The 26,032-nt window shown below is 73.4% G+C and carries 26 protein-coding genes and 1 pseudogene; 16 read left to right on the forward strand and 11 right to left on the reverse strand.

All coding sequences use genetic code 11. The annotated features are described in order from the left end of the window. Positions 1-26 precede the first annotated feature (26 nt). Positions 27-494 (reverse strand): RpiB/LacA/LacB family sugar-phosphate isomerase, encoded by a 468-nt coding sequence (locus ACIBBH_RS15805; protein ID WP_399404813.1) that lies wholly within the window; start codon positions 492-494, stop codon positions 27-29. A gap of 366 nt (positions 495-860) precedes the next feature. Between ACIBBH_RS15805 and dhaK the strand changes: the two genes are divergently transcribed. From dhaK to ACIBBH_RS15820, 3 genes are read left to right on the forward strand one after another with little or no spacing between them, the layout of a single operon-like run. After that, on the forward strand, positions 861-1,853 hold the full coding sequence (dhaK, locus tag ACIBBH_RS15810; RefSeq protein WP_399404815.1) for a dihydroxyacetone kinase subunit DhaK: 993 nt from the start codon (positions 861-863) through the stop codon (positions 1,851-1,853). 47 nt (positions 1,854-1,900) lie between these two features. Beyond that, the gene (gene dhaL, locus ACIBBH_RS15815) at positions 1,901-2,500 is read left to right on the forward strand and encodes a dihydroxyacetone kinase subunit DhaL (RefSeq protein WP_399404817.1); all 600 of its coding nucleotides are present in this window, start codon (positions 1,901-1,903) and stop codon (positions 2,498-2,500) included. Then, positions 2,493-2,903 (forward strand): PTS-dependent dihydroxyacetone kinase phosphotransferase subunit DhaM, encoded by a 411-nt coding sequence (locus ACIBBH_RS15820; protein ID WP_399404819.1) that lies wholly within the window; start codon positions 2,493-2,495, stop codon positions 2,901-2,903. The genes dhaL and ACIBBH_RS15820 overlap by 8 nt, the downstream gene beginning before the upstream one ends. Positions 2,904-3,184: 281 nt before the next feature. Here the strand turns inward: ACIBBH_RS15820 and ACIBBH_RS15825 are convergent, their stop codons facing one another. Further along, positions 3,185-3,889 (reverse strand): glycoside hydrolase family 75 protein, encoded by a 705-nt coding sequence (locus tag ACIBBH_RS15825; protein ID WP_399405114.1) that lies wholly within the window; start codon positions 3,887-3,889, stop codon positions 3,185-3,187. A 327-nt stretch (positions 3,890-4,216) separates the two neighbouring features. On the opposite strand from ACIBBH_RS15825, the gene ACIBBH_RS15830 reads away from it, so the two are divergent. Then, positions 4,217-5,194, forward strand: a complete 978-nt coding sequence (locus tag ACIBBH_RS15830) for a fibronectin type III domain-containing protein (protein ID WP_399404821.1) — start codon at positions 4,217-4,219, stop codon at positions 5,192-5,194. A gap of 180 nt (positions 5,195-5,374) precedes the next feature. Further along, entirely contained in the window at positions 5,375-5,914 is a 540-nt protein-coding gene (locus tag ACIBBH_RS15835) for a hypothetical protein (protein ID WP_399404823.1), read from the forward strand. A gap of 30 nt (positions 5,915-5,944) precedes the next feature. On the opposite strand, the gene ACIBBH_RS15840 is transcribed toward ACIBBH_RS15835, so the two are convergent. The 4 genes from ACIBBH_RS15840 to ACIBBH_RS15855 form a co-directional block, all read right to left on the reverse strand. Further along, positions 5,945-6,508, reverse strand: a complete 564-nt coding sequence (locus ACIBBH_RS15840; RefSeq protein ID WP_399404825.1) for a PadR family transcriptional regulator — start codon at positions 6,506-6,508, stop codon at positions 5,945-5,947. A 30-nt stretch (positions 6,509-6,538) separates the two neighbouring features. Then, positions 6,539-8,554 carry an FAD-dependent oxidoreductase gene (locus ACIBBH_RS15845; protein ID WP_399404827.1) on the reverse strand — a complete coding sequence of 672 codons (2,016 nt, stop codon included), beginning with the start codon at positions 8,552-8,554 and terminating at the stop codon, positions 6,539-6,541. A gap of 299 nt (positions 8,555-8,853) precedes the next feature. Further along, positions 8,854-9,228, reverse strand: a complete 375-nt coding sequence (locus ACIBBH_RS15850; protein ID WP_399404829.1) for a hypothetical protein — start codon at positions 9,226-9,228, stop codon at positions 8,854-8,856. 97 nt (positions 9,229-9,325) lie between these two features. Next, positions 9,326-10,210, reverse strand: coding sequence for a hypothetical protein (locus tag ACIBBH_RS15855; RefSeq protein WP_399405115.1), 885 nt, complete (start codon positions 10,208-10,210; stop codon positions 9,326-9,328). A gap of 302 nt (positions 10,211-10,512) precedes the next feature. Between ACIBBH_RS15855 and ACIBBH_RS15860 the strand changes: the two genes are divergently transcribed. Both ACIBBH_RS15860 and ACIBBH_RS15865 read left to right on the forward strand, forming a co-directional pair. Then, positions 10,513-12,591 (forward strand): SpoIIE family protein phosphatase, encoded by a 2,079-nt coding sequence (locus ACIBBH_RS15860; protein WP_399404831.1) that lies wholly within the window; start codon positions 10,513-10,515, stop codon positions 12,589-12,591. Between the two features lie 122 nt (positions 12,592-12,713). Next, positions 12,714-13,400 carry a hypothetical protein gene (locus ACIBBH_RS15865; RefSeq protein ID WP_399404833.1) on the forward strand — a complete coding sequence of 229 codons (687 nt, stop codon included), beginning with the start codon at positions 12,714-12,716 and terminating at the stop codon, positions 13,398-13,400. Between the two features lie 74 nt (positions 13,401-13,474). Here ACIBBH_RS15865 and ACIBBH_RS15870 read toward each other — a convergent pair whose 3' ends face one another. Further along, positions 13,475-14,251: a putative protein N(5)-glutamine methyltransferase gene (locus tag ACIBBH_RS15870; protein ID WP_399404835.1), complete on the reverse strand. Its 777-nt coding sequence runs from the start codon at positions 14,249-14,251 to the stop codon at positions 13,475-13,477. 305 nt (positions 14,252-14,556) lie between these two features. On the opposite strand from ACIBBH_RS15870, the gene ACIBBH_RS15875 reads away from it, so the two are divergent. Further along, on the forward strand, positions 14,557-14,958 hold the full coding sequence (locus ACIBBH_RS15875) for a MarR family winged helix-turn-helix transcriptional regulator (protein WP_399405117.1): 402 nt from the start codon (positions 14,557-14,559) through the stop codon (positions 14,956-14,958). A gap of 12 nt (positions 14,959-14,970) precedes the next feature. Here the strand turns inward: ACIBBH_RS15875 and ACIBBH_RS15880 are convergent, their stop codons facing one another. After that, entirely contained in the window at positions 14,971-15,696 is a 726-nt protein-coding gene (locus ACIBBH_RS15880; RefSeq protein WP_399404837.1) for a GNAT family N-acetyltransferase, read from the reverse strand. 321 nt (positions 15,697-16,017) lie between these two features. On the opposite strand from ACIBBH_RS15880, the gene ACIBBH_RS15885 reads away from it, so the two are divergent. Together ACIBBH_RS15885 and ACIBBH_RS15890 are read left to right on the forward strand one after the other, a co-directional pair. Then, positions 16,018-16,623, forward strand: a complete 606-nt coding sequence (locus ACIBBH_RS15885) for a sulfite oxidase-like oxidoreductase (protein ID WP_399404839.1) — start codon at positions 16,018-16,020, stop codon at positions 16,621-16,623. Continuing rightward, positions 16,616-17,371: a ferredoxin reductase gene (locus ACIBBH_RS15890; RefSeq protein ID WP_399404841.1), complete on the forward strand. Its 756-nt coding sequence runs from the start codon at positions 16,616-16,618 to the stop codon at positions 17,369-17,371. Before ACIBBH_RS15885 ends, ACIBBH_RS15890 begins: the two co-directional genes overlap by 8 nt. A 28-nt stretch (positions 17,372-17,399) precedes the next feature. Here the strand turns inward: ACIBBH_RS15890 and ACIBBH_RS15895 are convergent. Further along, positions 17,400-19,757, reverse strand: a pseudogene (locus tag ACIBBH_RS15895) (phosphoketolase); the annotation flags it as partial. A 164-nt stretch (positions 19,758-19,921) separates the two neighbouring features. Here ACIBBH_RS15895 and ACIBBH_RS15900 point away from each other — a divergent pair. The 5 genes from ACIBBH_RS15900 to ACIBBH_RS15920 all read left to right on the forward strand — a co-directional run bounded on the left by ACIBBH_RS15900 (position 19,922) and on the right by ACIBBH_RS15920 (position 24,486). Next, positions 19,922-20,659, forward strand: a complete 738-nt coding sequence (locus tag ACIBBH_RS15900; RefSeq protein ID WP_399404843.1) for a hypothetical protein — start codon at positions 19,922-19,924, stop codon at positions 20,657-20,659. Positions 20,660-20,910: 251 nt separating this feature from the next. Then, positions 20,911-21,879, forward strand: a complete 969-nt coding sequence (locus ACIBBH_RS15905) for an acetylxylan esterase (protein WP_399404844.1) — start codon at positions 20,911-20,913, stop codon at positions 21,877-21,879. A gap of 31 nt (positions 21,880-21,910) precedes the next feature. Next, positions 21,911-22,171: a nuclear transport factor 2 family protein gene (locus ACIBBH_RS15910; protein WP_399404846.1), complete on the forward strand. Its 261-nt coding sequence runs from the start codon at positions 21,911-21,913 to the stop codon at positions 22,169-22,171. Between the two features lie 247 nt (positions 22,172-22,418). Then, positions 22,419-23,594, forward strand: a complete 1,176-nt coding sequence (locus tag ACIBBH_RS15915; RefSeq protein WP_399404848.1) for a serine hydrolase domain-containing protein — start codon at positions 22,419-22,421, stop codon at positions 23,592-23,594. Positions 23,595-23,724: 130 nt separating this feature from the next. Beyond that, positions 23,725-24,486, forward strand: a complete 762-nt coding sequence (locus tag ACIBBH_RS15920) for a GntR family transcriptional regulator (protein WP_399404850.1) — start codon at positions 23,725-23,727, stop codon at positions 24,484-24,486. On the opposite strand, the gene ACIBBH_RS15925 is transcribed toward ACIBBH_RS15920, so the two are convergent. Then, positions 24,464-25,207: a class I SAM-dependent methyltransferase gene (locus ACIBBH_RS15925; RefSeq protein ID WP_399404852.1), complete on the reverse strand. Its 744-nt coding sequence runs from the start codon at positions 25,205-25,207 to the stop codon at positions 24,464-24,466. The genes ACIBBH_RS15920 and ACIBBH_RS15925 overlap by 23 nt on opposite strands. Positions 25,208-25,285: 78 nt before the next feature. On the opposite strand from ACIBBH_RS15925, the gene ACIBBH_RS15930 reads away from it, so the two are divergent. Then, positions 25,286-25,684: a nuclear transport factor 2 family protein gene (locus ACIBBH_RS15930; protein ID WP_399404855.1), complete on the forward strand. Its 399-nt coding sequence runs from the start codon at positions 25,286-25,288 to the stop codon at positions 25,682-25,684. 21 nt (positions 25,685-25,705) lie between these two features. Here ACIBBH_RS15930 and ACIBBH_RS15935 read toward each other — a convergent pair whose 3' ends face one another. After that, positions 25,706-26,026, reverse strand: coding sequence for a histidinol dehydrogenase (locus tag ACIBBH_RS15935; RefSeq protein ID WP_399404857.1), 321 nt, complete (start codon positions 26,024-26,026; stop codon positions 25,706-25,708). Between the last annotated feature and the right edge of the window lie 6 nt (positions 26,027-26,032).

Raw genomic sequence — 26,032 nt, forward strand, 5'->3', positions numbered from 1 at the left:
GGTGTTGCGCCCCCATGTGGGCCCGGTCAGGGAGTGCCGCGGTCCCCGTCGCGGTCGCCGTCCAGCCACGTCACATGGGCGACGTTCTGCCGGTCTTCGGTGTCCTCGCTGGGCCGGGCGGCGAACCACGCGTCGAGGATCTCCTTCAGGACCGCCTCGGAGGTCAGACGCAGGCTCAGGGCCAGCACGTTGGCGTCGTTCCAGCGGCGGGCGCCCTCCGCGGTGTACGCGTCCGTGCACAGGGCGGCCCGCACGCCGGGCACCTTGTTCGCGGCGATCGAGGCGCCCGTCCCCGTCCAGCAGCACACCACGGCCTGGTCCGCGGCCCCTGCGGCCACGTCCCTGGCGGCGGCCTCCGAGCAGACCGCCCACTGCGGGTCGGCGCCGGACTCCAGGGCACCGTACGCGCGCACCTCGTGACCGCGCCGGCGCAGTTCCCCGACGAGGATGCGGGCGACGGGTTCGTCCATGTCGGAGGAGACGGAGATCCGCATGCTTCCGAGCCTAACGTGCCATATCCGGGTGAAGCCCTCGCCGCCGAACGGGCACGATGTGCGGATGGCCCCCTCCGCGACATCGTCTTCGACTCCCCCCGGCCACGACGGCCCGCCTCCGGGCAGCGGCCCCGGACGGCTACGCAGTCGCTCCCTGCGCTCCCTGGGCTTCGTCTGCCAGGAGGGACGACCCCGCCGTTCTGCCTGATTCCGCTGGGGTGACCCCCGGGGCAGCGCTCGGCCGATCCCCGTCCCCCTTCCCGGGACGATCCCCGAAGGGTCCGCGCACGTGACCTTCGTCTCCCGAAGGCAGATACTTCCCAGTGAGGGACCGCCATGACCGCGCAGGCTCGCCAGGAGGTAGCCATGAAGATGCTCATCAACGTCCCGGAGACCGTGGTAGCGGACGCGCTGCGGGGTATGGCGGCCGCTCATCCCGAGCTGACCGTCGACGTCGAGAACCGGGTGATCGTGCGGCGGGACGCCCCCGTGTCCGGGCAGGTGGCGCTGGTCTCCGGCGGCGGGTCGGGGCACGAGCCGCTGCACGGCGGATTCGTGGGCCACGGGATGCTGTCGGCGGCCTGCCCGGGTGAGGTGTTCACCTCGCCGGTGCCGGACCAGATGGCGCGGGCGGCGGCCGCCGTGGACAGCGGGGCCGGCGTGCTGTTCGTCGTGAAGAACTACACCGGTGACGTGCTCAACTTCGACATGGCGGCCGAGCTCGCCGAGGACGAGGGCATCCAGGTCGCGAAGGTGCTGGTCAACGACGACGTGGCGGTCACCGACAGCCTCTACACGGCCGGCCGGCGCGGTACCGGCGCGACGCTGTTCGTGGAGAAGATCGCGGGCGCCGCCGCGGCCGAGGGACAGCCGCTGGAACGGGTGGAGTCCATCGGCCGCCAGGTGAACGAGAACTCCCGCAGCTTCGGCGTGGCGCTCAGCGCCTGCACCACCCCGGCCAAGGGCAGCCCCACCTTCGACCTGCCGCCCGGCGAGCTGGAGCTGGGCATCGGCATCCACGGCGAGCCGGGCCGCGAGCGGCGCGCGATGATGACCTCCGGCGAGATCGCCGACTTCGCGGTCCACGCGATCCTGGAGGATCTCAGCCCGCGCAGCCCCGTGCTCCTGCTGGTCAACGGCATGGGCGCGACCCCGCTCCTGGAGCTGTACGGCTTCAACGCCGAGGTGCAGCGGGTGCTCGGCGAGCGCGGCGTGGCCGTGGCCCGCACGCTCGTCGGCAACTACGTCACCTCGCTGGACATGGCGGGCGCCTCCGTCACGCTGTGCCAGGCCGACGAGGAACTGCTCAGGCTGTGGGACGCGCCGGTGCGGACGCCGGCCCTGCGCTGGGGGATGTGACACGGCGGACGAAGCGACCGACACCCCCCACCACGCAAGGAGATCCAGTGCTCGACGCCGACTTCTTCCGCCGTTGGATGACGGCGACCGCCGCGTCCGTCGACCGCGAGGCGGAACGGCTCACCGCCCTCGACTCGCCCATCGGGGACGCCGACCACGGCAGCAATCTGCAGCGCGGGTTCACCGCCGTCAGGGCCGCGCTGGAGAAGGAGGCGCCCGGCACGCCGGGTGCCGTCCTCACCCTGGCCGGGCGTCAGCTGATCTCGACGGTGGGCGGCGCGGCCGGGCCGCTGTACGGCACGCTGCTGCGCCGTACGGGCAAGGCGCTCGGGGACGCCGCCGAGGTGAGCGAGGAGCAGCTGGCCGAGGCACTGCGGGCGGGCGTGGACGGGGTGATGGCACTCGGCGGTGCCGCCCCCGGGGACAAGACCATGATCGACGCCCTGGTTCCGGCCGTCGACGCCCTCCGCGACGGCTTCGCCGCGGCCGGGGCCGCCGCCGAGGAGGGCGCCCGGGCGACCACCCCGCTGCAGGCCCGCAAGGGCAGGGCGAGCTACCTCGGGGAGCGCAGCATCGGCCACCAGGACCCGGGCGCCACCTCGTCGGCGCTGCTCGTCGCGGCACTCGCGGAGGCGGCGGGTGAGTGACGACAGGCGGGTCGGGATCGTGCTGGTGTCGCACAGCGCCGAGGTGGCCGCCTCCGTCGCCGAGCTGGCCAAGGGCCTCGCGGGGGGCGCCACGGAGGTGCCCGTCGCGCCCGCCGGCGGTACCGAGGGCGGTGGGCTGGGGACCAGCGCCGAGCTGATCTCGGCGGCAGCCGCGTCCGTGGACCGGGGCGCCGGGGTCGCCCTGCTCACCGACCTGGGCAGCGCGGTACTCACCGTGAAGGCGCTGCTGGCCGAGGGGGACGAACTGCCGGACAACTCCCGGCTGGTGGACGCCCCGTTCGTGGAGGGCGCGGTGGCCGCGGTCGTCACGGCGGCGACGGGCGCCGGCCTGGACGCGGTGGAGGCGGCGGCCGTGGAGGCGTACACCTACCGGAAGGTGTGACGCGGAAGGCCGGCCCTCGCCGTCATGGTGGCCGGACGGGAAGGATTCTCATGTCAGCCCCGCCGCGCGCGGGGCCGCGTCGAACATCGCCGCCCGGATGGTCGGACGCGGATCGTCGGGGGGCAGTCCGGCGAGTCGGCGAGGGCGCGGCGAACCGGCTCGGCCTCGTCGGGCCCGTACGTCGGCACCGTGGGCCGGGTCGCCGTGCCCGAGGAGCAGGCCGCCGCGAGCGTGTTCCTGACCTCGTGACAGCGGCGGCACACGGCGATCGGGGGCGCCGGTCAGTCGTCCCCGACGAACCGCCGCGCCAGCCGCTCCCCGGTCGCCACTGTGGCGGCGTGGTCCTCGATGGACTTGACCCGGGAGTTCTTGAAGACGATGTAGGTGACGCCGGAGGGCACCCCGCCGGTGCGCGGGTCGGGGTCGATGCCGAGGGCCTGGGCGGTGGCGTACGAGGCCTCGCCGATGATGTCGCGGGGGCCGGTGTCGCCGACGACCGCGTAGCGCACCGTGTCCCGGTAGACGACGGCGGCCACCGAGCCGCCGCGCACGCCGTGCGCGCGCGGGTCCCAGACGCGGCTCGGCCCGGGCACGACGATGTAGGGCAGCCGCTCGGCGTTCACGTGGCGGCCGTCGGACTGCTGGTAGGCGGTGGCGGCGTAGAAGAGCGGGTCGGTCCGGCGGTTGCAGCGGGCAGTGGGCCGCCCGTCGCAGTCGATGTCCATGTCGGCCTTCCAGAACACGGCGTCCCGGGTGCCGCAGACCCGGACGCCGGCTGCGGCTCCGGCGTCGGTGCGGTAGCGGCCGCGGGAGACCGGCACACAGTCACGCGTCTTGGTCAGCAGGCCCGCGGCCCGGACCAGGCCTTCGCTGCGGGGCACGGACGCCTCGCCCGGACGCAGGGCGACGGCGGCTTCGGTCAGCGAGGTCGGGACAAGCAGGGCGGCGGCGCCGGCCGCGGCCAGCGTCAGTGACTGGGCACGCACCATCAGGGACCCTCTCATGGGGGACGCGAATCCGGCATAATGTGGCATATCCGACACCGCATCAGACAGTCACGGGGGCCGGGGACCTGAGCTCGTGTCGCCCCAGGACGCCCCGGCCGCCCGCGCGGGCGCGGGATCAGCGACGACAGCGTTCCGCGCCACAGGCGTGAACTCCCCTGCCCTCCAGGGCAGTTCAGCCGTGAGGTATCTCAGCATACGTAACCCGGCCGGGCCGTCGTCCATGCAGGCCATCTTGAAGCGATCACGTCAGGCAGGCCATATTGGTACGTACCATTACCCCTGACGGCGTACCCGGGAGGCAGAGCCGTGCGACGCGTTCCCCTCCCGCCCGTCCTCGCCTGCGGCGCTCTGGCGCTGGTCGCGTCCTGCGGATGGGGCGGGGCGGCCGGTGACGAGGGCCGGATGCCCGGCGCGCCGGCAGGTGTCACCGCCGCGGCCGGGAGCGCCACCACGGTGCACGTCATGTGGAACGCGGTGACCGGCGGCGCCGGCGTCCGCGCCTACGAGGTATACCGGGGCACCACGAAAGTCACGGAAGTACCGGGTTCGGAGCACATGGTGGACGTCACCAGGCTCAGGCCGTCCACCGTGTATGTCTTCACCGTCCGGGCCCGGGACACGGCCGGGCGCACCGGCCCGCCCAGCCGTGAGGTCCGGGCGAGGACACCGGCCTCCGGGGCGGACGACCGCTCGGCGCCCAGCCGCCCCGGGCACCCCGAGGGGCGGGCGGTCGGCAGCCGGGCCGTCCAGCTGTCCTGGGGCACGTCGGCGGACGACCGCGGTGTGGCCTCGTACGACGTCTGTCAGGGCGGGACGAAGATCCACAGCGTCGGCGGCGGGCAGACCGCGACCGTGGTCACGGGGCTGCGCCCGGGCACCCGCTACGTCTTCACCGTCCGCGCCCGCGACGCGGCCGACAACCTCTCGCCCGCGAGTGCCCCCGTCCGGCTCACGACGCCGGGCATCGACGACGGCCGGGACACCGCCCCGACCGGTTTCCGCGCGGCGACCCACCGCGCCCGGGGGGCGTACTACATCGACCTGTCCTGGGTGCCGCCGCGCACCGGCGGTGTGGTCACGGAGTACCAGATCCAGCTGGACGGCCGACCGGCCACCTCCCTGGTATGGGGCGGGAGTGCGCCGCGCGCCCGGGCGACGTACAGCTTCTACGCGGGCCGGCTCGCCGGCGAGACCCACCGGGTGCGGATGCGGGCCCGGCTGCCGGACGGCACCTGGGGCGGGTTCTCGGCGGAGCGAACGGTGAGGACGGGCGGGGACGGCTGAGCACGGCGCGACAGAGTGCCGGTTTTCCCCCGCGCGCAGTACGCCCCTCACCCGCCCGGCTGCGGTCCGCATGCGGGACGGCCCCGGCGCGCGTTGGCTGGCCCCGAGGCAGCACGGACGTTTCCGACCCCCGGCGGCGCATGGGACGTACCGCCAACCGTGCCGCCGGAGGGCAGCCCAATGCGCACTACTCGACGTCTCCTCCGCTCCGGCCTCACCGCGGCGGCCGCCGCCGCGCTCCCGATCGGGCTCGCCGGGCCGGCCGGCGCGGTCTCGGGGATCTCCGTCAGCACCACCGGGTCCACGGTGTCGGTCACGACCAGCGCCTGCACACAGAACAACGGCAGCTGGGGCAACGCCTCCCTGCTCGCCGGCAGCCAGACGAACTTCGCACAGGGACGTCAGGTGGCCTTGGCGGGCACCACCATCAGCCAGTCCGCCGCCTGGTCGGGGGTGAGACCGGGGACGTACACCGTCGTGGTCGTCTGCTCCAACGGCATCACCGCGGGCAGCCAGTCGGTCATCGTCGCGCCTCCGTCGGTCCCGACGATCTCGGCCACGTCCAGCCCGTCGCCGTCGCGCGGCGTCATGGGCGGCCTGGGCGGCGCCGCCCGGGACTACGGCCCGGTCACCCTGGGGGTGGGCGCGGCACTGGTGGGCACCGGTGTCATCGCCACGGGCTGGTTCCTGCGCCGCCGCTCGAAGCCGTACCGGCTGTGAAGGGCCGTACCGGCTCCGAACGCGGCCGCGTCAGGCGCCTTCCTCGGCGGGCGCGCTCTCCGGCAGCTCGCCGAACTCCGCCAGCGCGTGGGTGAGCCACCGCGTCCAGAAGGTCTCCAGGTCGATGCCCGCCCGCAGCACCAGATGGCGCAACCGGTCCTGCGCGCTGTCCCGGTCCGGCGGGAAGTCGCGCCGCTCGATCTCCTCGTACTCGGCCAACTGCCGCCGGTGCAGCTCCAGATGGCGGCGCAGGTCGGCCTCCAGGCCGGCCGTGCCGACCACCGCCGCCGCCCGCAGCCGCAGCAGCAGCACGTCGCGGTGCGGCTTGGGGTCCTGGGACTCGGCGGTCCAGCGGGCCAGATCCGCGCGGCCCGCGGGCAGGACCTCGTAACTCTTCTTCTGCCCGCGGGCCGGCTGCTCGGCCGGCAGGGTGCGGATGAAACCCTCGGCCTCCAGCTTTCCCAGCTCCCGGTAGATCTGCTGGTGCGTCGCCGACCAGAAGTAGCCGATCGACCTGTCGAACCGGCGAGTCAGCTCCAGCCCCGACGACGGCTTCTCGAGCAGGGCGGTGAGGATCGCGTGCGGGAGTGACATGGGGTCATCCTAGGGACGCGCCGCGGGGCCCTACAGGGCCGCCGCCAGCTCGGTGCCCTGCTTGATGGCGCGCTTGGCGTCCAGCTCGGCGGCGAGGTCGGCACCGCCGATGAGGTGGGCCTTCCGGCCGGCGGCGACCAGCTTCTCGTACAGGTCGCGGCGCGGCTCCTGGCCGGTGCACAGCACGATGGTGTCGACCTCGAGGACCGTGCTCTCCTCGCCGACGGTGATGTGCAGTCCGGCGTCGTCGATCCGGTCGTAGCGCACGCCCGGGACCATGGTGACGCCGCGGTGCTTGAGCTCGGTGCGGTGGATCCAGCCGGTGGTCTTGCCGAGGCCGGCGCCGACCTTGGTGGTCTTGCGCTGCAGCAGGTGGACGGTGCGGGGCGGGGCGGGGCGCTCGGGCGCGGCAAGGCCGCCGGGCGTGCGGTAGTCCATGTCGACGCCCCAGTGGCGGAAGTACGTCGCCGGGTCCTCGCTCGCCTTGTCGCCGCCGTCGGTGAGGAACTCGGCGACGTCGAAGCCTATGCCGCCCGCGCCGAGGATCGCGACCCGGTCGCCGACGGGGGCGCCGTCGCGCAGCACGTCGAGGTAGCCCACCACGCGCGGGTGGTCGACGCCGGGGATGCCGGGGGTGCGCGGGGTGACGCCGGTGGCGACGACGACCTCGTCGTAGCCGGCCACGTCCTCGGCGTCGACGGGCGTGTTCAGCCGCACGTCCACGCCGTGCGCGTCGAGCTGGTGGCGGAAGTAGCGCAGCGTCTCGTCGAACTCCTGCTTGCCGGGGACCTTGCGGGCCACGTTGAGCTGGCCGCCGATCTCGCTCGCGGCGTCGAAGAGGGTGACCTGGTGGCCGCGTTCGGCGGCGCTCACGGCACAGGCGAGCCCGGCGGGACCCGCCCCGACGACGGCGACGCGCTTGCGCAGCCGGGTCGGCGAGAGGACCAGCTCGGTCTCGTGGCAGGCGCGCGGGTTGACCAGGCAGGAGGTGATCTGCCCGCTGAAGGTGTGGTCCAGGCAGGCCTGGTTGCAGCCGATGCAGGTGTTGATCGCCTCGGGCTGCCCGGCGGCGGCCTTGGCGACGAAGTCGGGGTCGGCGAGCATCGGGCGGGCCACGGACACCATGTCGGCGCAGCCGTCGGCGAGCAACTGCTCGGCGAGTTCGGGGGTGTTGATACGGTTGGTGGTCACCAGCGGGACGGACACCTCGCCCATGAGCTTCTTGGTGACCCAGGTGTAGGCGCCGCGCGGCACGGAGGTGGCGATGGTGGGGATGCGGGCCTCGTGCCAGCCGATGCCGGTGTTGATGATCGTCGCCCCTGCGGCCTCGACGGCCTTGGCGAGGGTGACGACCTCCTCGAACGAGGAGCCGCCCGGGACCAGGTCCAGCATGGACAGCCGGTAGATGATGATGAAGTCGTCGCCCACGGCCGCGCGCACGCGCCGGACGATCTCCACGGGGAAGCGCATGCGGTTCTCGTACGAACCGCCCCAGCGGTCGGTGCGCTGGTTGGTCCGGGCGGCGATGAACTCGTTGATCAGATAGCCCTCGGAGCCCATGATCTCGACGCCGTCGTAGCCGGCCTGCCGGGCGAGGCGGGCGGCGCGGGCGTAGTCGTCGATGGTCCGCTCGACGTCCTCGTCGGTCAGCGCCCGGGGCGGGAAGGGGCTGATCGGCGCCTGGAGGGGGCTGGGGGCCACCAGGTCCTTGTGGTAGGCGTACCGCCCGAAGTGCAGGATCTGCATCGCGATCCGCCCGCCCTCGCGGTGCACGGCGGCGGTGATGGCGGCGTGCTGCTCGGCCTCCGCCTCGGTGGTGAGCTTGGCACCGCCCTCGGCCGGGCGCCCCTCCTCGTTCGGCGCGATGCCGCCGGTGACGATGAGACCCACTCCCCCGCGCGCGCGGGCCGCGTAGAACTCCGCCATCCGCTCGAACCCGCGCTCGGCCTCCTCCAGGCCCACGTGCATGGAGCCCATGAGCACGCGGTTGGGCAGCGTGGTGAAGCCCAGGTCGAGCGGGTTCAGCAGGTGCGGGTAACGGCTCATCGGGGCCCTCCGTACGCGGTGTAGTCGCCTGTAGTTGTAGAGGAAGGGCGAGACCTTTTGCAACTAGTTGCATAACCTCGCCGCAGTGACCCCGGCCACTCTGTACCTACTAGTATGTACAATCCGGTCTGCCGGCGGTCGCCGAACTCGCGCACGCCCGCGCGGACACCGAGCCGCGCAACATGTTCGTCACCGTCACGGAGAACGAGCCGGTCGACTGGTCCTTCGGCGACCGCGAGGCGCAGTACGCCCCGGCCGCCGGTGGGGCGGCCGGGGCGTCTTGGCAGCCGGAATCCCGGTCACCTGCTTTCGAGGCGCAGGTGCAGGTCCCTCTCCTGGTCGCCGGAGGCCGTGCAGGTCTCGTGCACGTCGAACATCGAGGCCAGGGTGGACCGGAACCGGTCGACGGCCCAGTAGCCGCCCTGGACGTCCGCGACGACGGGCGAGGAGAGGTGTACCTGCGGGCAGGCCTCCTCGCTGGCGTCCGCGACGTCGTAGGTGCCGAGCCAGACCATGGGACGGGTCTCATGGAGCTGCTGCGGCACCTCGTCGGCGCCCCGGTCGGAGCTGAAGCAGTGACCCAGGGCGTCGAAGACGATCCGGGCGTCCTCTTTGGAGCACCCGCTGATCTCCACCGAGACGGTTTCCGGATGCGACCGCTCCGCGTTCCTCATGATCGCTCCTTTCGTGGCCGCGCTGCGGTGGAACGGGGTACCCCGCCGAACCGCGTCCATCCTCAGGAAAGCACCACTGCCTCCGGAGCACTACCGGTCAGCCGCGCGTGAACCTGTACGTCTTGCTGTCGGTCAGCACGCAGAAGCCCGGGGACACCACGATCACGCGCAGCGTGCCGGTACGGCGGTCGTAGTCGATGCCCTCGGCCTCGAAGGTGCCGGAACAGGCGCTGCGCAGCGGCAGCTGGCGCAGCGCCGTGACGTGCCCGGAGACGTCCGCCGTGCCGTTCGGCGCGGCCGACAGGTCCACCTGGAGGAGCGGCTTGGTGACGCCGAAGAGCGTGCCCTCGGGGTCGTCGGAGGAGCACAGCAGCGTCGTCGGGCCGGAGAAGTCGCAGCCCTGGACGTCGCGCACGGCGTGGTCGAGGTTGACGGTGGAGGCCTGCGGGAGGTTGGCCGAGGGCGAGGTGGCCGGGTTGACGCCCGGGGTCGGGAAGACCAGGAAGCGGCTCATCGTGCCGTACTCTCCGGCCAGCATCCACTGGCCGTCCGGGGAGACGGCGACCCAGGAGTTGTTCAGCGCCTCCCCGGTGCCGAGCGTGTGGACGTACTCCGACCGGGCGCCGCCGGGCGCCCGCACCCGGAACATCTTCGAGTTGCCGGAGTCCCGCTGGTACGGCTCGATGTAGTAGCCGCCGTACGAGGCGTCGGGGTCGCCGACGTGGTTCCAGCCACGGCCTCTCACGTCGGAAGGGATGGTGCCGATGCCGGTGTACTGGTTGGGGCTGCCGACCGGGACCTCGACCGAGGTCAGGCCCTGGCTCTCGGTGAGCGGATCGGCGCGGTCGGAGCCGGTCTCGGTCCAGGTGTCGACAGCGGAGGCGGGCGCGGCGGAGACGGTGAGCAACACAGCGATGGCGGTGGCGAGGACGACCAACGCGCTCGGGGTCGTGTGACAACGTTGCCGGACGGACGCGGGCAGGGGCGCGGGCATGGCCGACTCCTCGGACGGGGGGTGGGGACACTCGGTCGGCCGACAGTCTGGCCCGCCCCCGTAGTCATGTACAGACCAAATGGGCAACGGAGGTGTGAACTCCGGCGGCCCGGTCGCCTTCGCACCGCCCGGCACCGCCGTGTGGTCTTCGGCGCGCACCCGCCGCCGTGTCGAGGGTTGGTGGAGAAAGTCGGCGGCGGCGGCGGAGAGTCTGGTGTGAGCGCGGTACAACAAGGGGAGGCGGCACTGGGGAAGGCGTGCCGTGCGGACGGCAAGAGGCGGTGCGTGGCATGAGTGCAGCCGAGGCTCCCGTGGGCGGGGGCGGGGAGCCCCTCCGCGGACCCGTGCGCCCGAGCGGGCTGCTCGACGTCCTGGGCGTGGCCTCGGTGGTGCTGGACTCCGACGGGCGCATCGTGCTGTGGAGCCCCCAGGCCGAGGAGCTGTTCGGCTACTCGGCACAGGAGGCCCTCGGGCAGTACGCGGCCCGCATCATGGTCCACGAAGAGCACATCCAGCTGGTCGGCAAGCTCTTCGCCGACGTGCTGCGGACCGGCCAGAGCTGGTCCGGGGGCTTTCCCGTCCGGCACAAGGACGGCAGCACACGCCTGGTGGAGTTCCGCAACATGCGGTTGCTGGACGACCGGGGCGACGTGTACGCGCTGGGCCTGGCCGCCGACCAGTCGACGGTCCGCCGGATGGAGCAGGACCTGGCGCTGTCCGAGCGGATGGTGCAGCAGTCGCCGATCGGGCTGGCCGTGCTGGACACGCGGCTGCGGTACGTCTCGGTCAACCCGGCGCTGGAAAAGATCAACGGCGTGCCCGCCGAGGAGCACGTCGGGCGGACCATGCGCGAGGTGGTGCCGCTGCTGGACGCCGACGCGCTGGAGTCCGCGGCCCGCCGGGTCCTGGAGTCCGGGTCGCCCCTCGTCGACCAGCCCACCATGGGCCGCACCCCGGCCGACCCGGACGAGGACCACGCCTGGTCGGTGTCGATGTACCGGCTGGAGGACGCCGTGGGCACGGTGCTGGGGGTGGCCGCGTCCATGGTGGACATCACCGAGCAGTACCGGGCGGGCGTCGAGGCGGAGGCCGCGCGGCGCCGCCTGGCCGTGATCGCCGACGCCTCGACCCGGATCGGCACCACCCTTGACCTGGACCGCACCGCCCGCGAACTGGCCGACGTCGCCGTGCCGGAACTCGCCGACGTGGCCGCCGTGGACCTGCTGGAGGCGGTCGTCGAGGGCCGCCGCAGCACGCTCGGGCCGTCCGAACCGGCGGTGATCCGCGCCCTGGCCGTCCGGTCGGAGGACGGGACGGACGCCCTGCGGGCCGCCGACCCGCCCGGGCAGATCGCCCGGTACGCGCCCGACCGTCTGGTCACCGAGTGCGTACGGACCGGCAGCCCGGTCCTGGTGGCGCAGGTGAAGGACGAGGACCTCCCGCGCATCGCCCGCTCACCCGAAGCGGCCGTCCTGCTCGGCCGGGCCGGCATCCACTCATATCTTGCCGTGCCGCTGATCGCGCGCGGCGAGGTGCTCGGCGCCCTCGACCTCAAACGGACGCGGAACCCGGAGCCCTTCGGCGAGGACGACCTGCTGCTCGCCCGGGAGCTGGCCGCCCGCGCGGCCGTGCAGATCGACAACGCCCGCTGGTACCAGAACGCCCGCACCACCGCGCTCACCCTGCAGCGCAGCCTGCTGCCCAGCCATCCGCCGGTGACCACCGGCCTGGAAGTGGCCTCGCGCTACCAGCCGGCCGGGGCCACGACCGAGGTCGGGGGCGACTGGTTCGACGTCATCCCGCTGGAGGACGGCAAGACGGCGCTCGTCGTGGGCGACGTGATGGGCAGCGGCATCAGCGCGGCCGCGACCATGGGCCGGCTGCGGACGGCGACGACCACGCTGGCCTCCCTCGACCTGGATCCCGCGCTGCTCCTGGAACACCTCGACAAGATCACCCTCGGGCTCGACCATTCCATCGCGACCTGCGTGTACGCCGTCCACGACCCCCATCTGCGCCAGTGCCGGATCGCCAACGCGGGGCACCTGCCCCCGGCACGCGTACGCCCCGGCCGCGCGCCGGAGCTGCTCGACCTGCCCACCGGGGTGCCGCTGGGCGTGGGGGGCGTCGGCTTCTCCACCACCACCGTCGACTTCGCGCCGGGCGACGAGCTCGTGTTCTACACCGACGGCCTGGTCGAAACGCGCCGGCACTCACTCGACGAACGCCTGGACGTCCTGCTGTCCCTCCTCGACGACCCGGCCCGCCCGCTGGAGGAGGTCTGCGACCTGCTCCTGCGGACGATGCACCACCCCGACAACCACGACGACGTGGCGCTCCTCATCGCGCGGGCGCAGGAACTGGCGTAGGGATCCACGGGCGCGGGGATTCACAGCGACTTGTTATCGCGCCCTTATCGTCCCCGTCCGAGAATCACAGAGAGGCATGCAAGCGCCCTGCCGCGTGTCGTGGCCGATGGGAGCGAGCTGTGATGCATGAACCGAACCAGGAGCGCCGGCCTTCGGGCGCGGAGTGGGAAGTGCTCACCGGACCGGGCGGCGACCGTGACCCAAGGGGGTCCCTCCCCGCCCGGTGGCGGCGGCAGCCGGCCCGCGTGCGGGCGGTGACCGTGGCGGTCGCGGTCGGGGCGCTGGCCCTCGGCGGCACGGTCGCGTACGCCGCCGCCTCCGGCCACTCCGCCGGCGACGCCGTCCCGGCGGCCGCCGGGTCGTCCGCGCCGGCGTCACCGAGCGGGCACGGGCACGGGCCGTGGTTCGGCCTGGGCGGTGACGCCGTACACGGCGAGGCGACCGTCAAGGACCGCGACAGCGGCAAGTGGGTCGTACGGATCTGGCAGCGGGGCACCGTCGAGAAGGCGGACGGTGACCAGGTCACCGTGAAGAGCGAGGACGGCGCCGCGTGGACCTGGACCGTGGGCTCGGACGTCACGGTCCGCGGGGACGGCGTGCCGGATGCGGGGGCCGGCGCGCTGAAGAAGGGCGACGCGGCCTTCCTGATCGGCACTCGCTCCACCGAAGGCACCCGGACCGCCGCGGTCGCCTTCACGGGCACCTTCGCCGACTGGGGTCTGAGGGGCTTCCGCGGCCACGGCGGTCCCTGGGGCCGCCCCGACCGCGGCCCGTCGCCGAGTCCGTCGGGAAGCGGTGCGACGACGTGACGCCGGGGCGGCGGCAGGGCCCGCAGACCGGCCACACGCCGCCCCGGTCACCCGCCGCCGTGCGGGCCCGCGCGTCACGTCCGCACGCCGATCACCACGTTGGCGTACAACTCCTCCGACACCGCCAGGCGCGTGCTCAGCCCGGCTCGGCTGAAGGCCTCGACGGCCGTCGGGGACTGGCGTTCGCTCGTCTCGACCAGCAGGCAGCCGCCGGGGGCGAGCCAGTCGGAGGCCGAAGTGACGACGCGGCGCAGGACGTCGAGGCCGTCGAGGCCGCCGTCGAGGGCGACCAGGGGTTCGTGTTCGCGTGCCTCCGCCGGCAGCAGGCCCACCTCGCCGGTGGGGACGTACGGCACGTTGGCCGCGAGGAGGCCGACCCGGCCGCGCAGGTCGCCGGGGAGCGCCTCGAACAGGTCTCCCGCGTGGACGTGACCGCCGTAGGGGGCGATGTTGCGGCGGGCGCAGCGCACCGCGGCGGGGTCGATGTCGGCGGCGTGCAGTTCGACCGGGCCGAGGGCGGCGGCCAGCGCCGCGCCGACCGCGCCGGAGCCGCAGCACAGGTCGATGACGACGGACGCGTCCGGGGCCTGGGCGAGGGCCTGGTCGACGAGGAACCCGGTACGGCGGCGGGGCACGAAGACGCCGGGCTCCAGGGCGATGCGCAACCCGTGGAAGTCGGCCCAGCCGAGGACGTGTTCGAGGGGAAGACCGGCGACGCGCCGGTCCACCATCTCGGACAGTTCCTCCGGGGTGCGGGCGGTGGCGAGGAGCAACTCCGCCTCGTCCTCGGCGAAGACGCAGCCGGCGGCGCGCAACGCCGTGACGACGGCGGTGGGGGAAAGTGGGGGCATGGAAGCCGGGAGCCTTTCGACAAGCCTGGGGCCGAAGGGCGCTCTCGCGGTCACCTAATGCCGGTGATCCGCGCCGTTGCGAGGAGAGAGCACCCGTCCTGACACAGCGGTGATGGGTCTCACCTCCTCAGCGACTCCCGGCCGGGATCGTCCCTGACCGAAGGGCTACCCTACCCCAACGGCCGGACGCTGACGGCCTCTTCGCGATGCCGGTGATCCCTTGCAAGTTGTACTATGCAACCAGGGGCGGAGGAGGTACACCCGTGACAGCAGCGCAGACGGCCATCGAAACCATCCAGCGCGAGATGACGATCTTCGCCCGCCGGGCCCGGGCCTCGGCGGGACGCATGCACCCCGAGCTGTCGCTGGTGTCGTACACGCTGCTCGGGCATCTGGAGGAGGCCGGCGGCTGCCGGGCCACCGACCTGGCCGCGCACCACGCCCTCGACAAGTCCACGGTCAGCCGCCAGGTGACCGCGCTGGAGCGGGCCCACCTGATCGAGCGGCGCCTGGACCCGGAGGACCACCGGGTCCAGTTGCTGCACCTGACGCCGGCCGGCCGGGAGATCCTCGCCCAGGTCACCCGGCGCCGCCGGGCCGCCTTCCGGGAGCGGCTCGCGGACTGGCCGGAGGAGGACCTGACGCGGTTCGCGGCCTACCTGGAGCGCTACAACGCCAAGCCTCCGCAGGTCACCGAGCCGGAGTGAGCGGATCGCCGGTCAGCCCACCGGCGCGGCCACCCGGCCGTCCGTCAGCCGCCCGGGCGCCCGGGCCGCGAGGAAGGCGGTCCTGCGCCGGAGCCGGAAGCCCAGCGACTCGTACAGCCGGATGGCGCCCGTGTTCCCCGCCCCGGTGTGCAGGAACGGGAGCTCGCCGCGTTCCCGGATGCCGTGCGCGACGGCGCGGATCAGCCGGCTCGCCAGACCCTCGCCGCGGAAGCCGGGGTCGGTGCAGACCGCGCTGATCTCGGTCCAGCCCGGCGGACGCAGCCGCTCTCCCGCCATCGCGATCAGGGCGCCCTCGCGCCGGATGCCCAGGTAGGTGCCGAGCTCGATGGTGCGGGGCAGGAAGGGGCCGGGCCTGGTGCGTGCGACCAGGTCGAGCATCTCCGGTACGTCGGCGGTGCCGAGGCGGACCGCCTCCGCGTCCGGGGCGGCGGCCAGGCCGTCGTCCACGAGCTGTACGCCCTCGATCCGGAAGGTGATCTCCCAGCCGTCCGGGACCTGTCCCCGGAAGCCGGGCAGCGGCACCTCGGCGCCCGGCCCGGCCAGCGCCGCCAGGTCCGCCCAGTCGTCGGCGTCGGGCTCGTCGGGCAGGGCGAGCCACGGAGTTACGTCGACCGGATAGCGCAGGACCCGGCCGCGCCGCTCGGCGAAGCCGGCGTGCGGGCCGGTCAGTGAGGCGAGCGCGGGGTTGTCGAGGACGTGCCGGGTCACGGTGCTCATCGGGCGACCTCGATCACGATCTTGCCGCGGCGTGTCCGTCCTCGACGGCGCGCAGGGTCTCTCCGCCCCGTTCCAGCAGGAAGGTCCGGGCGACGTGCGGGTGCAGGTCGCCCCTGACCACCAGTCCGGAAGACGTACGCCTTGGGCATCTGCTTCCTCACTCTCCTCGCGCCGCGGTCACCGGGGCGCCGGTGCCGGCACTCAGGGCCAAGGAGCGGCCGGGGAGGGTTGTTCCCGGACCCGCGCAGAGTTCGTACGGCCGCAACAATCGGGGCACTGACCAGGGACGGAGCACCGGTGAGGACAACGTACGGTTGAACCATGAACGTCACCCGAGGTTTCACCGGGCGCCCGCGCGTCCACAACGCGGGACTGCCGCCAGGCCAGTACGACGCGGGCGACGACTGGCCCGTGCTGTCCGCCGAGGTCACCCCCGACCTCGCGCCCGCCGAGTGGACCTTCCGCATCGACGGACTGGTGGCCGAGCCCCGCACCTGGGACTGGGACCAGGCCCACGCGCTGCCCGCGTCCGCCTACGAGGGCGACATCCACTGCGTGACGAGCTGGTCGAAGTCCGGGGTGCGGTTCGGGGGCGTGTCGCTGGACGCGTTCCTTGAGGTGGTCCGCCCCCACGGGTCCGCCACCCATGCCGTCGCCTACTCGCACACCGGCTACACCACCAACCTGCCGCTGGCCGACCTCACCGGCGGACGGGCCTGGATCGCCTGGGAGTACGACGGGGAGCCGCTCGCCCCCGAGCACGGCGGGCCGGCGCGGCTGCTGGTGCCGCACCTGTACTTCTGGAAGAGCGCCAAGTGGATCGCGGGCCTCACGCTCCTCGACCACGACGAGCCGGGCTTCTGGGAGCAGAACGGCTACCACGCCCGGGGCAACCCCTGGGAGGAGCAGCGGTACTCCGGTGACTGAGACCTTCACTCCCCCCACGCGCTTCGCCGTGCCCGGGCGCATCGAGGTCGGCAGCCGGGCCGCGTCGGTGTGGCAGACGGCCACACTCACCGGGATCCGTCGGGAGACGCCCCGCGCCGCCACCTTCCGGTTCGCCGTGCCGGCCTGGGCGGGACACCTGCCCGGACAGCACCTGATGCTGCGGCTCACCGCCGAGGACGGCTATGTGGCGCAGCGCCACTACTCCCTCGCGTCCGCGCCGGACGACTCCGGGCACATCGAACTGACCCTGGACCACATCGAGGGCGGCGAGGTCTCCGGGTGGTTCCACACGGTGGCCCGGCCCGGTGACACGGTCGAGGTGCGCGGGCCGCTGAGCGGCTTCTTCGCCTGGCCCGGCGACCGGCCCGCGCTGCTGGTCGGCGCCGGCTCCGGGGTCGTACCGCTGATGTCGATGGTGCGGCACCACCGGGCGCGGGGCCTGTCCGTACCGCTGCGGCTGCTGGTGTCCGCGCGCGCTCCCGAGGAGCTGATCTACGCGCGGGAGCTGGGCGCGGAGACCACAGCCGTGTTCACGCGCCGGGCGCCGGAGGGTGTCCCGGTGGGACGTGTGGCGGCCGCACATGTGGCGCCGCTCCTGGCCGAGCAGCCTCCCGGTGGGTGGGAGGCCTATGTGTGCGGCTCCAACGGCTTCGCCGAGCACGCCTCTCGGCTGCTCGTCGCGGCGGGGCAGCCGGTCGACCGGATCCGCATCGAGCGTTTCGGCTGACCGGCGGCTGCCGTCGTACGCCGGGCGGTCAGCCCGTCCAGGACCACTCCGCCACCTCCGGCAGGTCGGTGCCGTGGTCGCGGATCCAGGCGTGGTGGCGGGTGCGCACGTCGGCCATCTGCTGGCGCAGGGCCGCCGCGCGGACGGCGAGGCCGGGCACGCGGTCGATGACGTCCATCACCAGCCGGTAGCGGTCGAGGTCGTTGTTCACCACCATGTCGAACGGCGTGGTCGTGGTGCCCGCCTCCTTGTAGCCGCGGACGTGCAGGTGGTCGTGGCCGAAGCGGCGGTAGGCGAGCCGGTGGATCAGCCAGGGGTAGCCGTGGTAGGCGAAGATCACCGGCCGGTCCGCGGTGAACAGCGCGTCGTACTCGGAGTCGGGCATGCCGTGCGGGTGCTCCTCGCGCGGCAGCAGCCGGGTCATGTCGACCACGTTCACCACCCGCACCGCCAGCCCGGGCAGATGGCGGCGCAGCAGCTGCGCGGCGGCCAGTACCTCCTGGGTGGGTACGTCCCCGGCGCAGGCCAGCACCACGTCCGGCTCGCCGTCGTTCTCGGTGCCGGCCCACTCCCAGATGCCGGCGCCGCGTGCGCAGTGGGCGCGGGCCTGGTCGAGGGTCAGCCAGTCGAAGCACGGCTGCTTGCCGGCGACGACCACGTTGACGTGGTCCCGGGTGTGCAGCACGTGGTCGGCCACCACGAGCAGCGTGTTCGCGTCCGGCGGCAGGTAGACGCGGACGATCTCGGGGCTCTTGTTGAGGACGTGGTCGACGAAGCCGGGGTCCTGGTGCGAGAAGCCGTTGTGGTCCTGGCGCCACACGTGTGAGGTCAGCAGGTAGTTGAGCGAGGCGACCGGCGCCCGCCACGGCAGCCTCCGGGATGTCTTCAGCCACTTGATGTGCTGGTTCACCATGGAGTCGACGATGTGCACGAACGCCTCGTACGACGAGAAGAGTCCGTGCCGGCCGGTCAGCAGGTAGCCCTCCAGCCAGCCCTGGCAGAGGTGTTCGGAGAGGACCTCCATGGTGCGGCCGTCGCGGGCCAGGTGTTCGTCGACGGGGGTGATCTCCTCCTGCCAGGCCCGCCCGGTCACCGAGTGGAGGGCGGACAGCCGGTTGGAGTCCAGCTCGTCCGGGCAGAGCACGCGGAAGTCGCGGCGGTGCGCCGTGTCGGCCATGACCATGGCGAGCAGCTGGCCGAGTACCCGGGTGGGCTCGTGCAGGGTGGCGCCCGGTTTGTCGACGGAGACGGCGAAGTCCTCCAGCCGGGGCAGCGGCAGGGACCTGAGCAGCACCCCGCCGTTGGCGTGCGGGTTGGCGCCCAGGCGCCGGTCGCCGTCGGGGACGTGTTCGAGGACCGGCGGCCTGGGGCGGCCCTGGTCGTCGAACAGCTCCTCCGGACGGTACGAGCGCAGCCAGGTCTCCAACTGGGCCAGGTGCTCGGGGTTCTCCCGGACCCCGGCGAGCGGCACCTGGTGGGAACGCCAGGTGCCCTCGACGGGGTGGCCGTCCACCTCGGCCGGCCCGGTCCAGCCCTTCGGGGTGCGCAGCACGATGACGGGCCAGCGGGGACGGCCCCCGGCGCGTCCGTCCCGCGCCTCGCGCTGGATGCCGGCGATCCGGTCGAGCGCCGCGTCCAGGGCGTGCGCGAGGTCCCGGTGGACGGTGCGGGGGTCGCTGCCGGAGACGTACAGCGGTTCATGGCCGTATCCGGTCAGGAGCGCGTCGAGCTCGGAGCGCGGGATCCGGGAAAGCAGGGTCGGGTTGGCGATCTTGTAGCCGTTGAGGTGCAGGATCGGCAGGACGGCGCCGTCGTGCACCGGGTCGAGGAACTTGTTCGAGTGCCAGGAGGCCGCCAGCGGCCCGGTCTCCGCCTCGCCGTCGCCGATCACACAGGCGACCAGCAGACCGGGATTGTCGTAGGCGGCCCCGTAGGCATGCGCCAGCGAGTAACCGAGCTCGCCGCCCTCGTGGATCGAGCCCGGCGTTTCGGGGGCCACGTGGCTGGGCACTCCGCCGGGGAACGAGAACTGCCGGAACAGCCGTGCCATCCCGGCCGCGTCCCGCGTGACGTCCGGATAGGTCTCGCTGTAGCTGCCCTCGAGCCAGGAGTTCGCGAGCACGGCGGGACCGCCGTGGCCGGGGCCCCACACGCAGATGGCGTCCATGTCACGTTCCTTGATCACCCGGTTGAGGTGGGTGTGGACGAGGTTCAGGCCGGGTGTGGTGCCCCAGTGGCCGAGGAGCCGGGGCTTGATGTCCTCCGGCACCAGGGGCTCGCGCAGCAGCGGGTTCGCCAGCAGGTAGATCTGCCCCGCGGCCAGGTAATTGGCGGCACGCCAGTGCGCGTCCAGCGCCGCTGTGGGGTCCTTTGCCATGGTCGGCTCCTCTGCGGTGTGGGGCGTCCCGCTCCGCTGCGGGGGCGTGCGGGACGGGTTCCACGGGTGGTGGGGATCAGTCGTCCGGCGCCGTCGTGCGCGGGGCTCGTCCGGTGGTGCGCGCGGTGCTTCCTCCAGTGGTGCGTCGGGGGGCTCATGTGGTGGTTCGCGAAGTGAGCGAGCTGCTCCGTACGGGGTACGAGAGCGGTGTGGACGCTCGCATACGTGCGACGTGCGCGAGGAGGGGCGGACCGGCCCCGGCAGGGGCCGAGCGGCCCTCCGGCTCGGGTGACGGCGAGCCCTCCGGCTCGGGTGACGGCGAGGAGGTCGAGATGCGGACCCGGGTGCGCGGCTGGCGGTGGCGGCGCAATCCGCTGCGGCGCCGGTCGGATGTCGTGGAGGCGTGGGCGGCGCTGGCCGTCGCCGTCCTGCTGTTCCTGGGCGCGCCGGTGGCCGGGGCGCTGGCGGGCCTGTGGGCCCATGACGAGGCGCGGGCGGTCGCCGTGGCACAGCGGGCGGAACGCCGTTCCGTCCGTGCCGAGGTGATCGGCGACGCACCCGAGCGGCTGCCCTCGGTGGGCGACCGGCACGCCTACCGGACGACGGTGCGCTGGACGGAGCCGGGCAAGGGCACGCGTACGGCGTCGGCGCGGGTCCCGGCGGGGGCGCGGCACGGTGACGTGGTGGACGTGTGGTTCGACTCCCGGGGCCGCAACGTGGCCCCGCCGCCGGACGACGTCGCGGTGTGGCAGCACACTGTCAGCATCGGCGTATGCGTGGCCGGCGGCACGGCGGCCGTGGTCCTCCTCGGCCACGGCATCGTCCGCCGGGTCTCGCTGCGGCACCGCCTGGAGGAGTGGGAGCGGGAGTGGGCCCGCACGGGGCCGGACTGGACACAGCGAAGGGCCTGACCACCGTAAGGGCCTCCGGCGCGGTGCCGGAGGTGCGCACCGAGGTGACCCGACCACCCGTCACGGCGTCCCGGCCGCCCCGTGTGACCCGCTCGCGCTCCACGGCGAGCAGCTCGGCTCCTTGACCAGCAGATCAGCGGCAGACGGCGTGTGCCCATCGCGGGCGCGGAGCTTCGCAGGGCCTGGCGAGTCCTCCGACCACATACGTACGGTGTGATCATCCGCACGCTCTCACTCAAAGGCGGTTGTTGATGGCCCTGTTCGATCTTCCCCTCGACGAGCTCCGCGCGTACCGCAGTGAGTCGGCCGAGCCCGAGGACTTCGACGCCTTCTGGTCCAAGACACTCCAGGAAGCCCGCGAGCACGACCTGGACGCCCGCTTCGAACCGGTGGACACGGGGCTGTCGACGGTGTCGGTGCACGACGTGACGTTCGCCGGGTTCGGCGGTCACCCGGTGAAGGGCTGGCTGACCCTGCCCGCCGGCGCGGCGGAACCGCTGCCGCTGGTGATGGAGTTCGTGGGCTACGGCGGCGGGCGCGGTCTGCCCCACGAGCACCTGCTGTGGGCGTCGACGGGCCGGGCGCACTTCGTCATGGACACCCGCGGTCAGGGCAGCGCCTCGGGCGGCGGGGGCGGCACCGCCGACCCGGTGGGCGGCTCGCCGGCGTACCCCGGCTTCATGACGCGGGGCGTCGACGCGCCCGAGAACTACTACTACCGCCGGGTGTTCACGGACGCGGTGCGTGCCGTCGAGGCGGCCCGCTCGCACCCGCTGACCGACGCGGCGCGGACCGTGGCGACCGGTGGCAGCCAGGGCGGCGGCATCAGCCTCGCGGTGGGCGGGCTGGTCCCGGACCTGGTGGCGGTCGCCCCGGACGTGCCGTTCCTGTGCGACTTCCCGCGTGCCGCGGTTCTGACCGACCGTCACCCGTACCGGGAGATCGGCCTCTACCTCAAGACACACCGCGGTCGCACGGAGGACGTCCTGCGCACGCTGTCCTACTTCGACGGCGTTCACTTCGCGGCCCGCGGCCGGGCGCCCGCCCTGTTCTCGACGGCTCTGGAGGACCAGACCTGCCCGCCGTCGACGATCTTCGCGGCGTTCAACGCCTGGGCGCACGACGACAAGAAGATCGAGGTGTACGACTTCAACGACCACGAGGGCGGCGGCCCCTACCAGGAGGCGGCGAAGCTGCGCTGGCTGCGGTCGTACGCCTGAGAGGCACGGAGGGGACTGGAGGGACAGGCGCGTGGACACGCGTGAGGCCGCGGAGCGGTTCGTCCGGGTCTGGGAGCGGGCCTGGGCCGCGCACGACGTGGCGGCGCTGCTGGAGCTGTACGCCGAGGACCGCGTGCACCGGTCGATGCCGTTCCGCGAGCCGCACCGGGGGCGGGAGGCGCTGGGGGCGTACCTGCGCCGGTCGTTCGCCGGGGAGCGGGTGACCGACGTGCGGTTCTCGGCGCCGGTCGCCGCCGGGGGCGGGATCGCGGTGGCGGAGTGCCGGGTCTAGGCGGCGGAGGACGGCGTGCCGTCCACGCTCGCGGGCTGCGTCCTCGTCCGCGCGGTGGAGACCCGGGACTACTGGCACACGGCGGACGGTCACCGGGAGCCTGCCGGCGAGCTGTTCTTCCGCTGACCTGCCTCTGCCCTGCCCCGCCCTGCCCCGCCCTTCCCTCCAGTCCGACCAGTCGGTACGTTCGGGGATGCCCGGGTCGCAGCGTCGCGGCCCGGGTTTCCCGACGGACGACGGAGGGCGCATGCCGGAAGACCAGGCACAGGACACACAGGTGCACGGCCACTGCGACGCGCGCTTCACGGCGGTGCGGCAGGCGTTCGAGGAGAACTTCCGGGAACGGGGGGAGCTGGGCGCCGCGGTGGCGGTGACGGTCGGCGGCGAGACGGTGGTCGACCTGTGGTGCGGCTGGGCGGACCCGGCCCGCACCCGCCCGTGGGAGCGGGACACCCTGGTCAACGTGTGGTCGACGTCCAAGGGCCCGGTGGCACTCTGCGCACACATCCTCGCCGACCGGGGGCTGCTGGACCTCGACGCGCCGGTGGCCGACTACTGGCCCGAGTTCGCGGCGGCGGGCAAGGACAAGGTCCTCGTACGGCATCTGCTGTCGCACCGCGCCGGGCTGTCCGGCCTGCGCGAGCCGCACTCGCTGGAGCAGCTGTGCGACTGGGAGCTGACGACCACGCGGCTCGCGGCGACGCAGCCCTGGTGGGAGCCGGGGACGCGGTCCGGGTATCACGCGCTGACGTACGGCTTCCTGGTCGGCGAGGTGGTCCGGCGGGTCTCGGGGCTGCTGCCCGGGGCCTTCCTGGAGCGGGAGGTGACGGGACCGCTGGGGATCGACTTCCGTATCGGCCTGCCGGAGACGGAGACCGGCCGGGCGGCCGAACTGGACCGTCCGCCGGCCGCGACGCGGAGCGAACAGGCCGCGATCTTCGGCCAGTTGCCGCCCGCGGTGATCGCGACGGTGGCCAACCCGGCGGTGGACGCGAGGGAGGCCAACACGCCCGAGTGGCGGGCCGCCGAGATCCCGGCCGCGAACGGGCACGGCACGGCACGGGCCGTCGCGGCGCTGTACGGCGTCTTCGCCGGGCGCGGGACGTACGGCGGCCGGCGGATCCTGTCCCCCGAGGCGGCCGAGCGGGTGCGCGAGGGGCAGGGCCGCTGCCGTGACCTGGTGCTCGGGGCGGCCCTGGCGGCGGAGACGGAGATCGGGCTCGGCCTGTGGCTGAGCGGCCCGAACGGCTCGTACGGCCCGAACCCGCGCGCTTTCGGACACGACGGCTTCGGCGGTTCCTGCGGGCTCGCGGACCCGGAGGCCGGAGTGTCCCTGGGCTACGTGATGAACCGGATGGGGCCGCACATCGCCGACGACCCGCGCAAGACGGCGCTGGTGAACGCCCTCTACCGGGCGTTGTGACCGCCGGCCCGCGCGGTCCGGTTTCGGCCGAACCGGCAGACCACCCTTCCCTGCTGGTGTAGACCAATGCTAGATGTGGTCGCGCAATGAGCCCGAACGGCTACGTCTTGTCACCAACAGGAGGCGCGGCATGGCCCGCACCACCCCGCACGACCACCCGCAGACCGACGACCACCCGGAAACCGGTGACCAGCCGCTGTACTGGCGGATCGCGACGCAGTTACTCGGCGAGCTGCGCGACGGGACGATTCCACCGGGTGAACGGCTCCCGGGCGAGCGGCAGTTGGCCGGGCACTTCGGGGTCAGCCGGGAGACCGTCCGGCAGGCGCTGGAGGTGCTGCGCCGCGATGGTCTGGTGACCACCGACCGGCGGGGCAGCCACGCGACCCTGCCCGGCCTGCCGGTGGAGGACCCGGTGTCGCTCACCTTCCCGGTGGGCGCCCGCAGCGCGGACCCGGGCGCGGCCGACCGGGCCACGGTGACCTGGGAGACGCCCCCGCCGGAGCACGCCGCCGCGCTCGGCCTCGCCCCGCACCGGCCGACGCTGGTGCACCGCTACCAGTCCGCCACGCCCGACGGCCGCGCCGTGCGGACCGCGCTGACATCCTTCTCCGCCGTGGCCCTGTCCGAGGTGGCGGAGCTGGGCCGCTACCGCGACCGGGCCGACGGCGCCGCCGCCGCGCAGTTGAGGCGGGCCTACGACTGGATGCGCAAGGCGGGCCTGACCCTGCACCACCGGGACTCCATCAGCCAGGTCGCCGACGCCTCCTCGGTCCGCGTGACCCGGCGCGTGCACGACCAGTACGCCCGGCCGCTGGAGATCACCGATCTCGTGGTGGACGCCCAACAGGACGCGCTGGTCTACGAGTTCACGGTGCCGGCGGCGGGGTGACGCCCCTGCGGGCCACGACGAGCCGCGCGCGGGGGCTGCCGTCGCGCCGCCGCCCGAACTCGGGCAGGGCGTACAGGTCCACGGCGAAGCCCGCGCGCGTCAGCTCCCGCAGGACGTCGCCGAACCGGAAGGCTCGGTAGTACATGACGAACGGCGGCCGCCACACGGCGTTGCGCACCCGCATCACCGCGTCGAAGCCGAGCAGCATCCAGTACGCCGGGCCGGACGGCCGGGGCGGGGCGAGCACGGGGAACGCGAAACGGCCGCCCGGCCGCAGCACCGAGTGCACCTGGCCGAACAGGCCGGGCAGTTCACGGGGCAGGAAGTGGCCGAGCGCGCCGAAGCTGACCACCAGATCGAAGGCGGCCGCGAACGGCAGCGCGCGGGCGTCACCGCGCACCCAGGCCACGCGGGGCCCGGCGGGAGGGGTGCGCTCCCGGGCGACGGCGAGCATCCCGGCGCTGAAGTCGACGCCCGTGACGCTCTCCCTGCACACCCTCGCCAGCACCTGCGTCCCCGCACCGGTACCGCAGCACAGATCGAGTCCGTCCGCGGCGGGGCCGAGCCGGGCGAGCAACGCCGCCACCGACTCAAGCACCTCGTCCGGCGTCCGGAAGGGAGTGTGGTCGAACTTTGGCGCGAGCAGGTCGTAGCCGCGCTCGACGGACGACAGCGCCTGGACGGCGAGCTCGCGGAGACTGGGTCCTTCGGGGCTGAACATCCGGGTCAGCCTAGGGGAAACACACGCTTGATTATGCTCATCGGCACCTGCTCAACCTACTGATCATGAGGTGATCCGATGCGCGCGTTCCGCGAGGCGGTCGAGGCCGGCGATCTCGATGCCGTCGAGGCGCTGCTGGCCGAGGACGTCGTCTTCACCAGCCCGGTGGTGTTCAAGCCGTATGCCGGGAAGGCGATCACGGCGGCGATCCTGCGCGGGGCCGCCAGGGTCTTCGAGGACTTCCGCTACGAGCGTGAACTCGCCGGCGACGACGGCCGGGACCACGCGCTAGTGTTCGCGGCGCGGGTGGGCGACCGCACGGTCCAGGGCTGCGACTTCATCCACCTGGACGAGGACGGTCTGATCGACGGGATCACGGTCATGGTGCGGCCTCTGTCGGGCGCCCAGGCGCTGGCGGAGGCCATGGGCGCGCAGTTCGGCCGGATCGCCGAGGAGGCGGAGGCGCGGTCCGCGTGAGCGCCGCGCCTCCGCCGGTTCTCACGCCCTGTGAGGGTGAGGGCGCCGGTGCAGGTGGTGGGCGGACGCGGTGAGCGGGCAGCGGACGCCGGGGAGGTACGCACCGGCCGCCCGCACGGGGATGTGCTCCTGGCCGAGCGGCACGCCCGGCAGCGTCTCCACCTCGAACTCCCGCAGCGAGTCGAGCCGGTGGCGGGCGAAGCCGACGGTCTTCCCGACCTCCTCGTCGCTCAGCCGGAAGGAGTCCAGGCTCCACTTGCCGAACTTCTCGGAGTACTCGGACACGGCCTTGTCACCGCGCTCGCGGATGTCCGCGATGACGCCGGCGACAGTCTCGCGCACCTGGCC

Source organism: Streptomyces sp. NPDC051636, assembly GCF_044453765.1.
Taxonomy (GTDB): Bacteria; Actinomycetota; Actinomycetes; order Streptomycetales; family Streptomycetaceae; genus Streptomyces.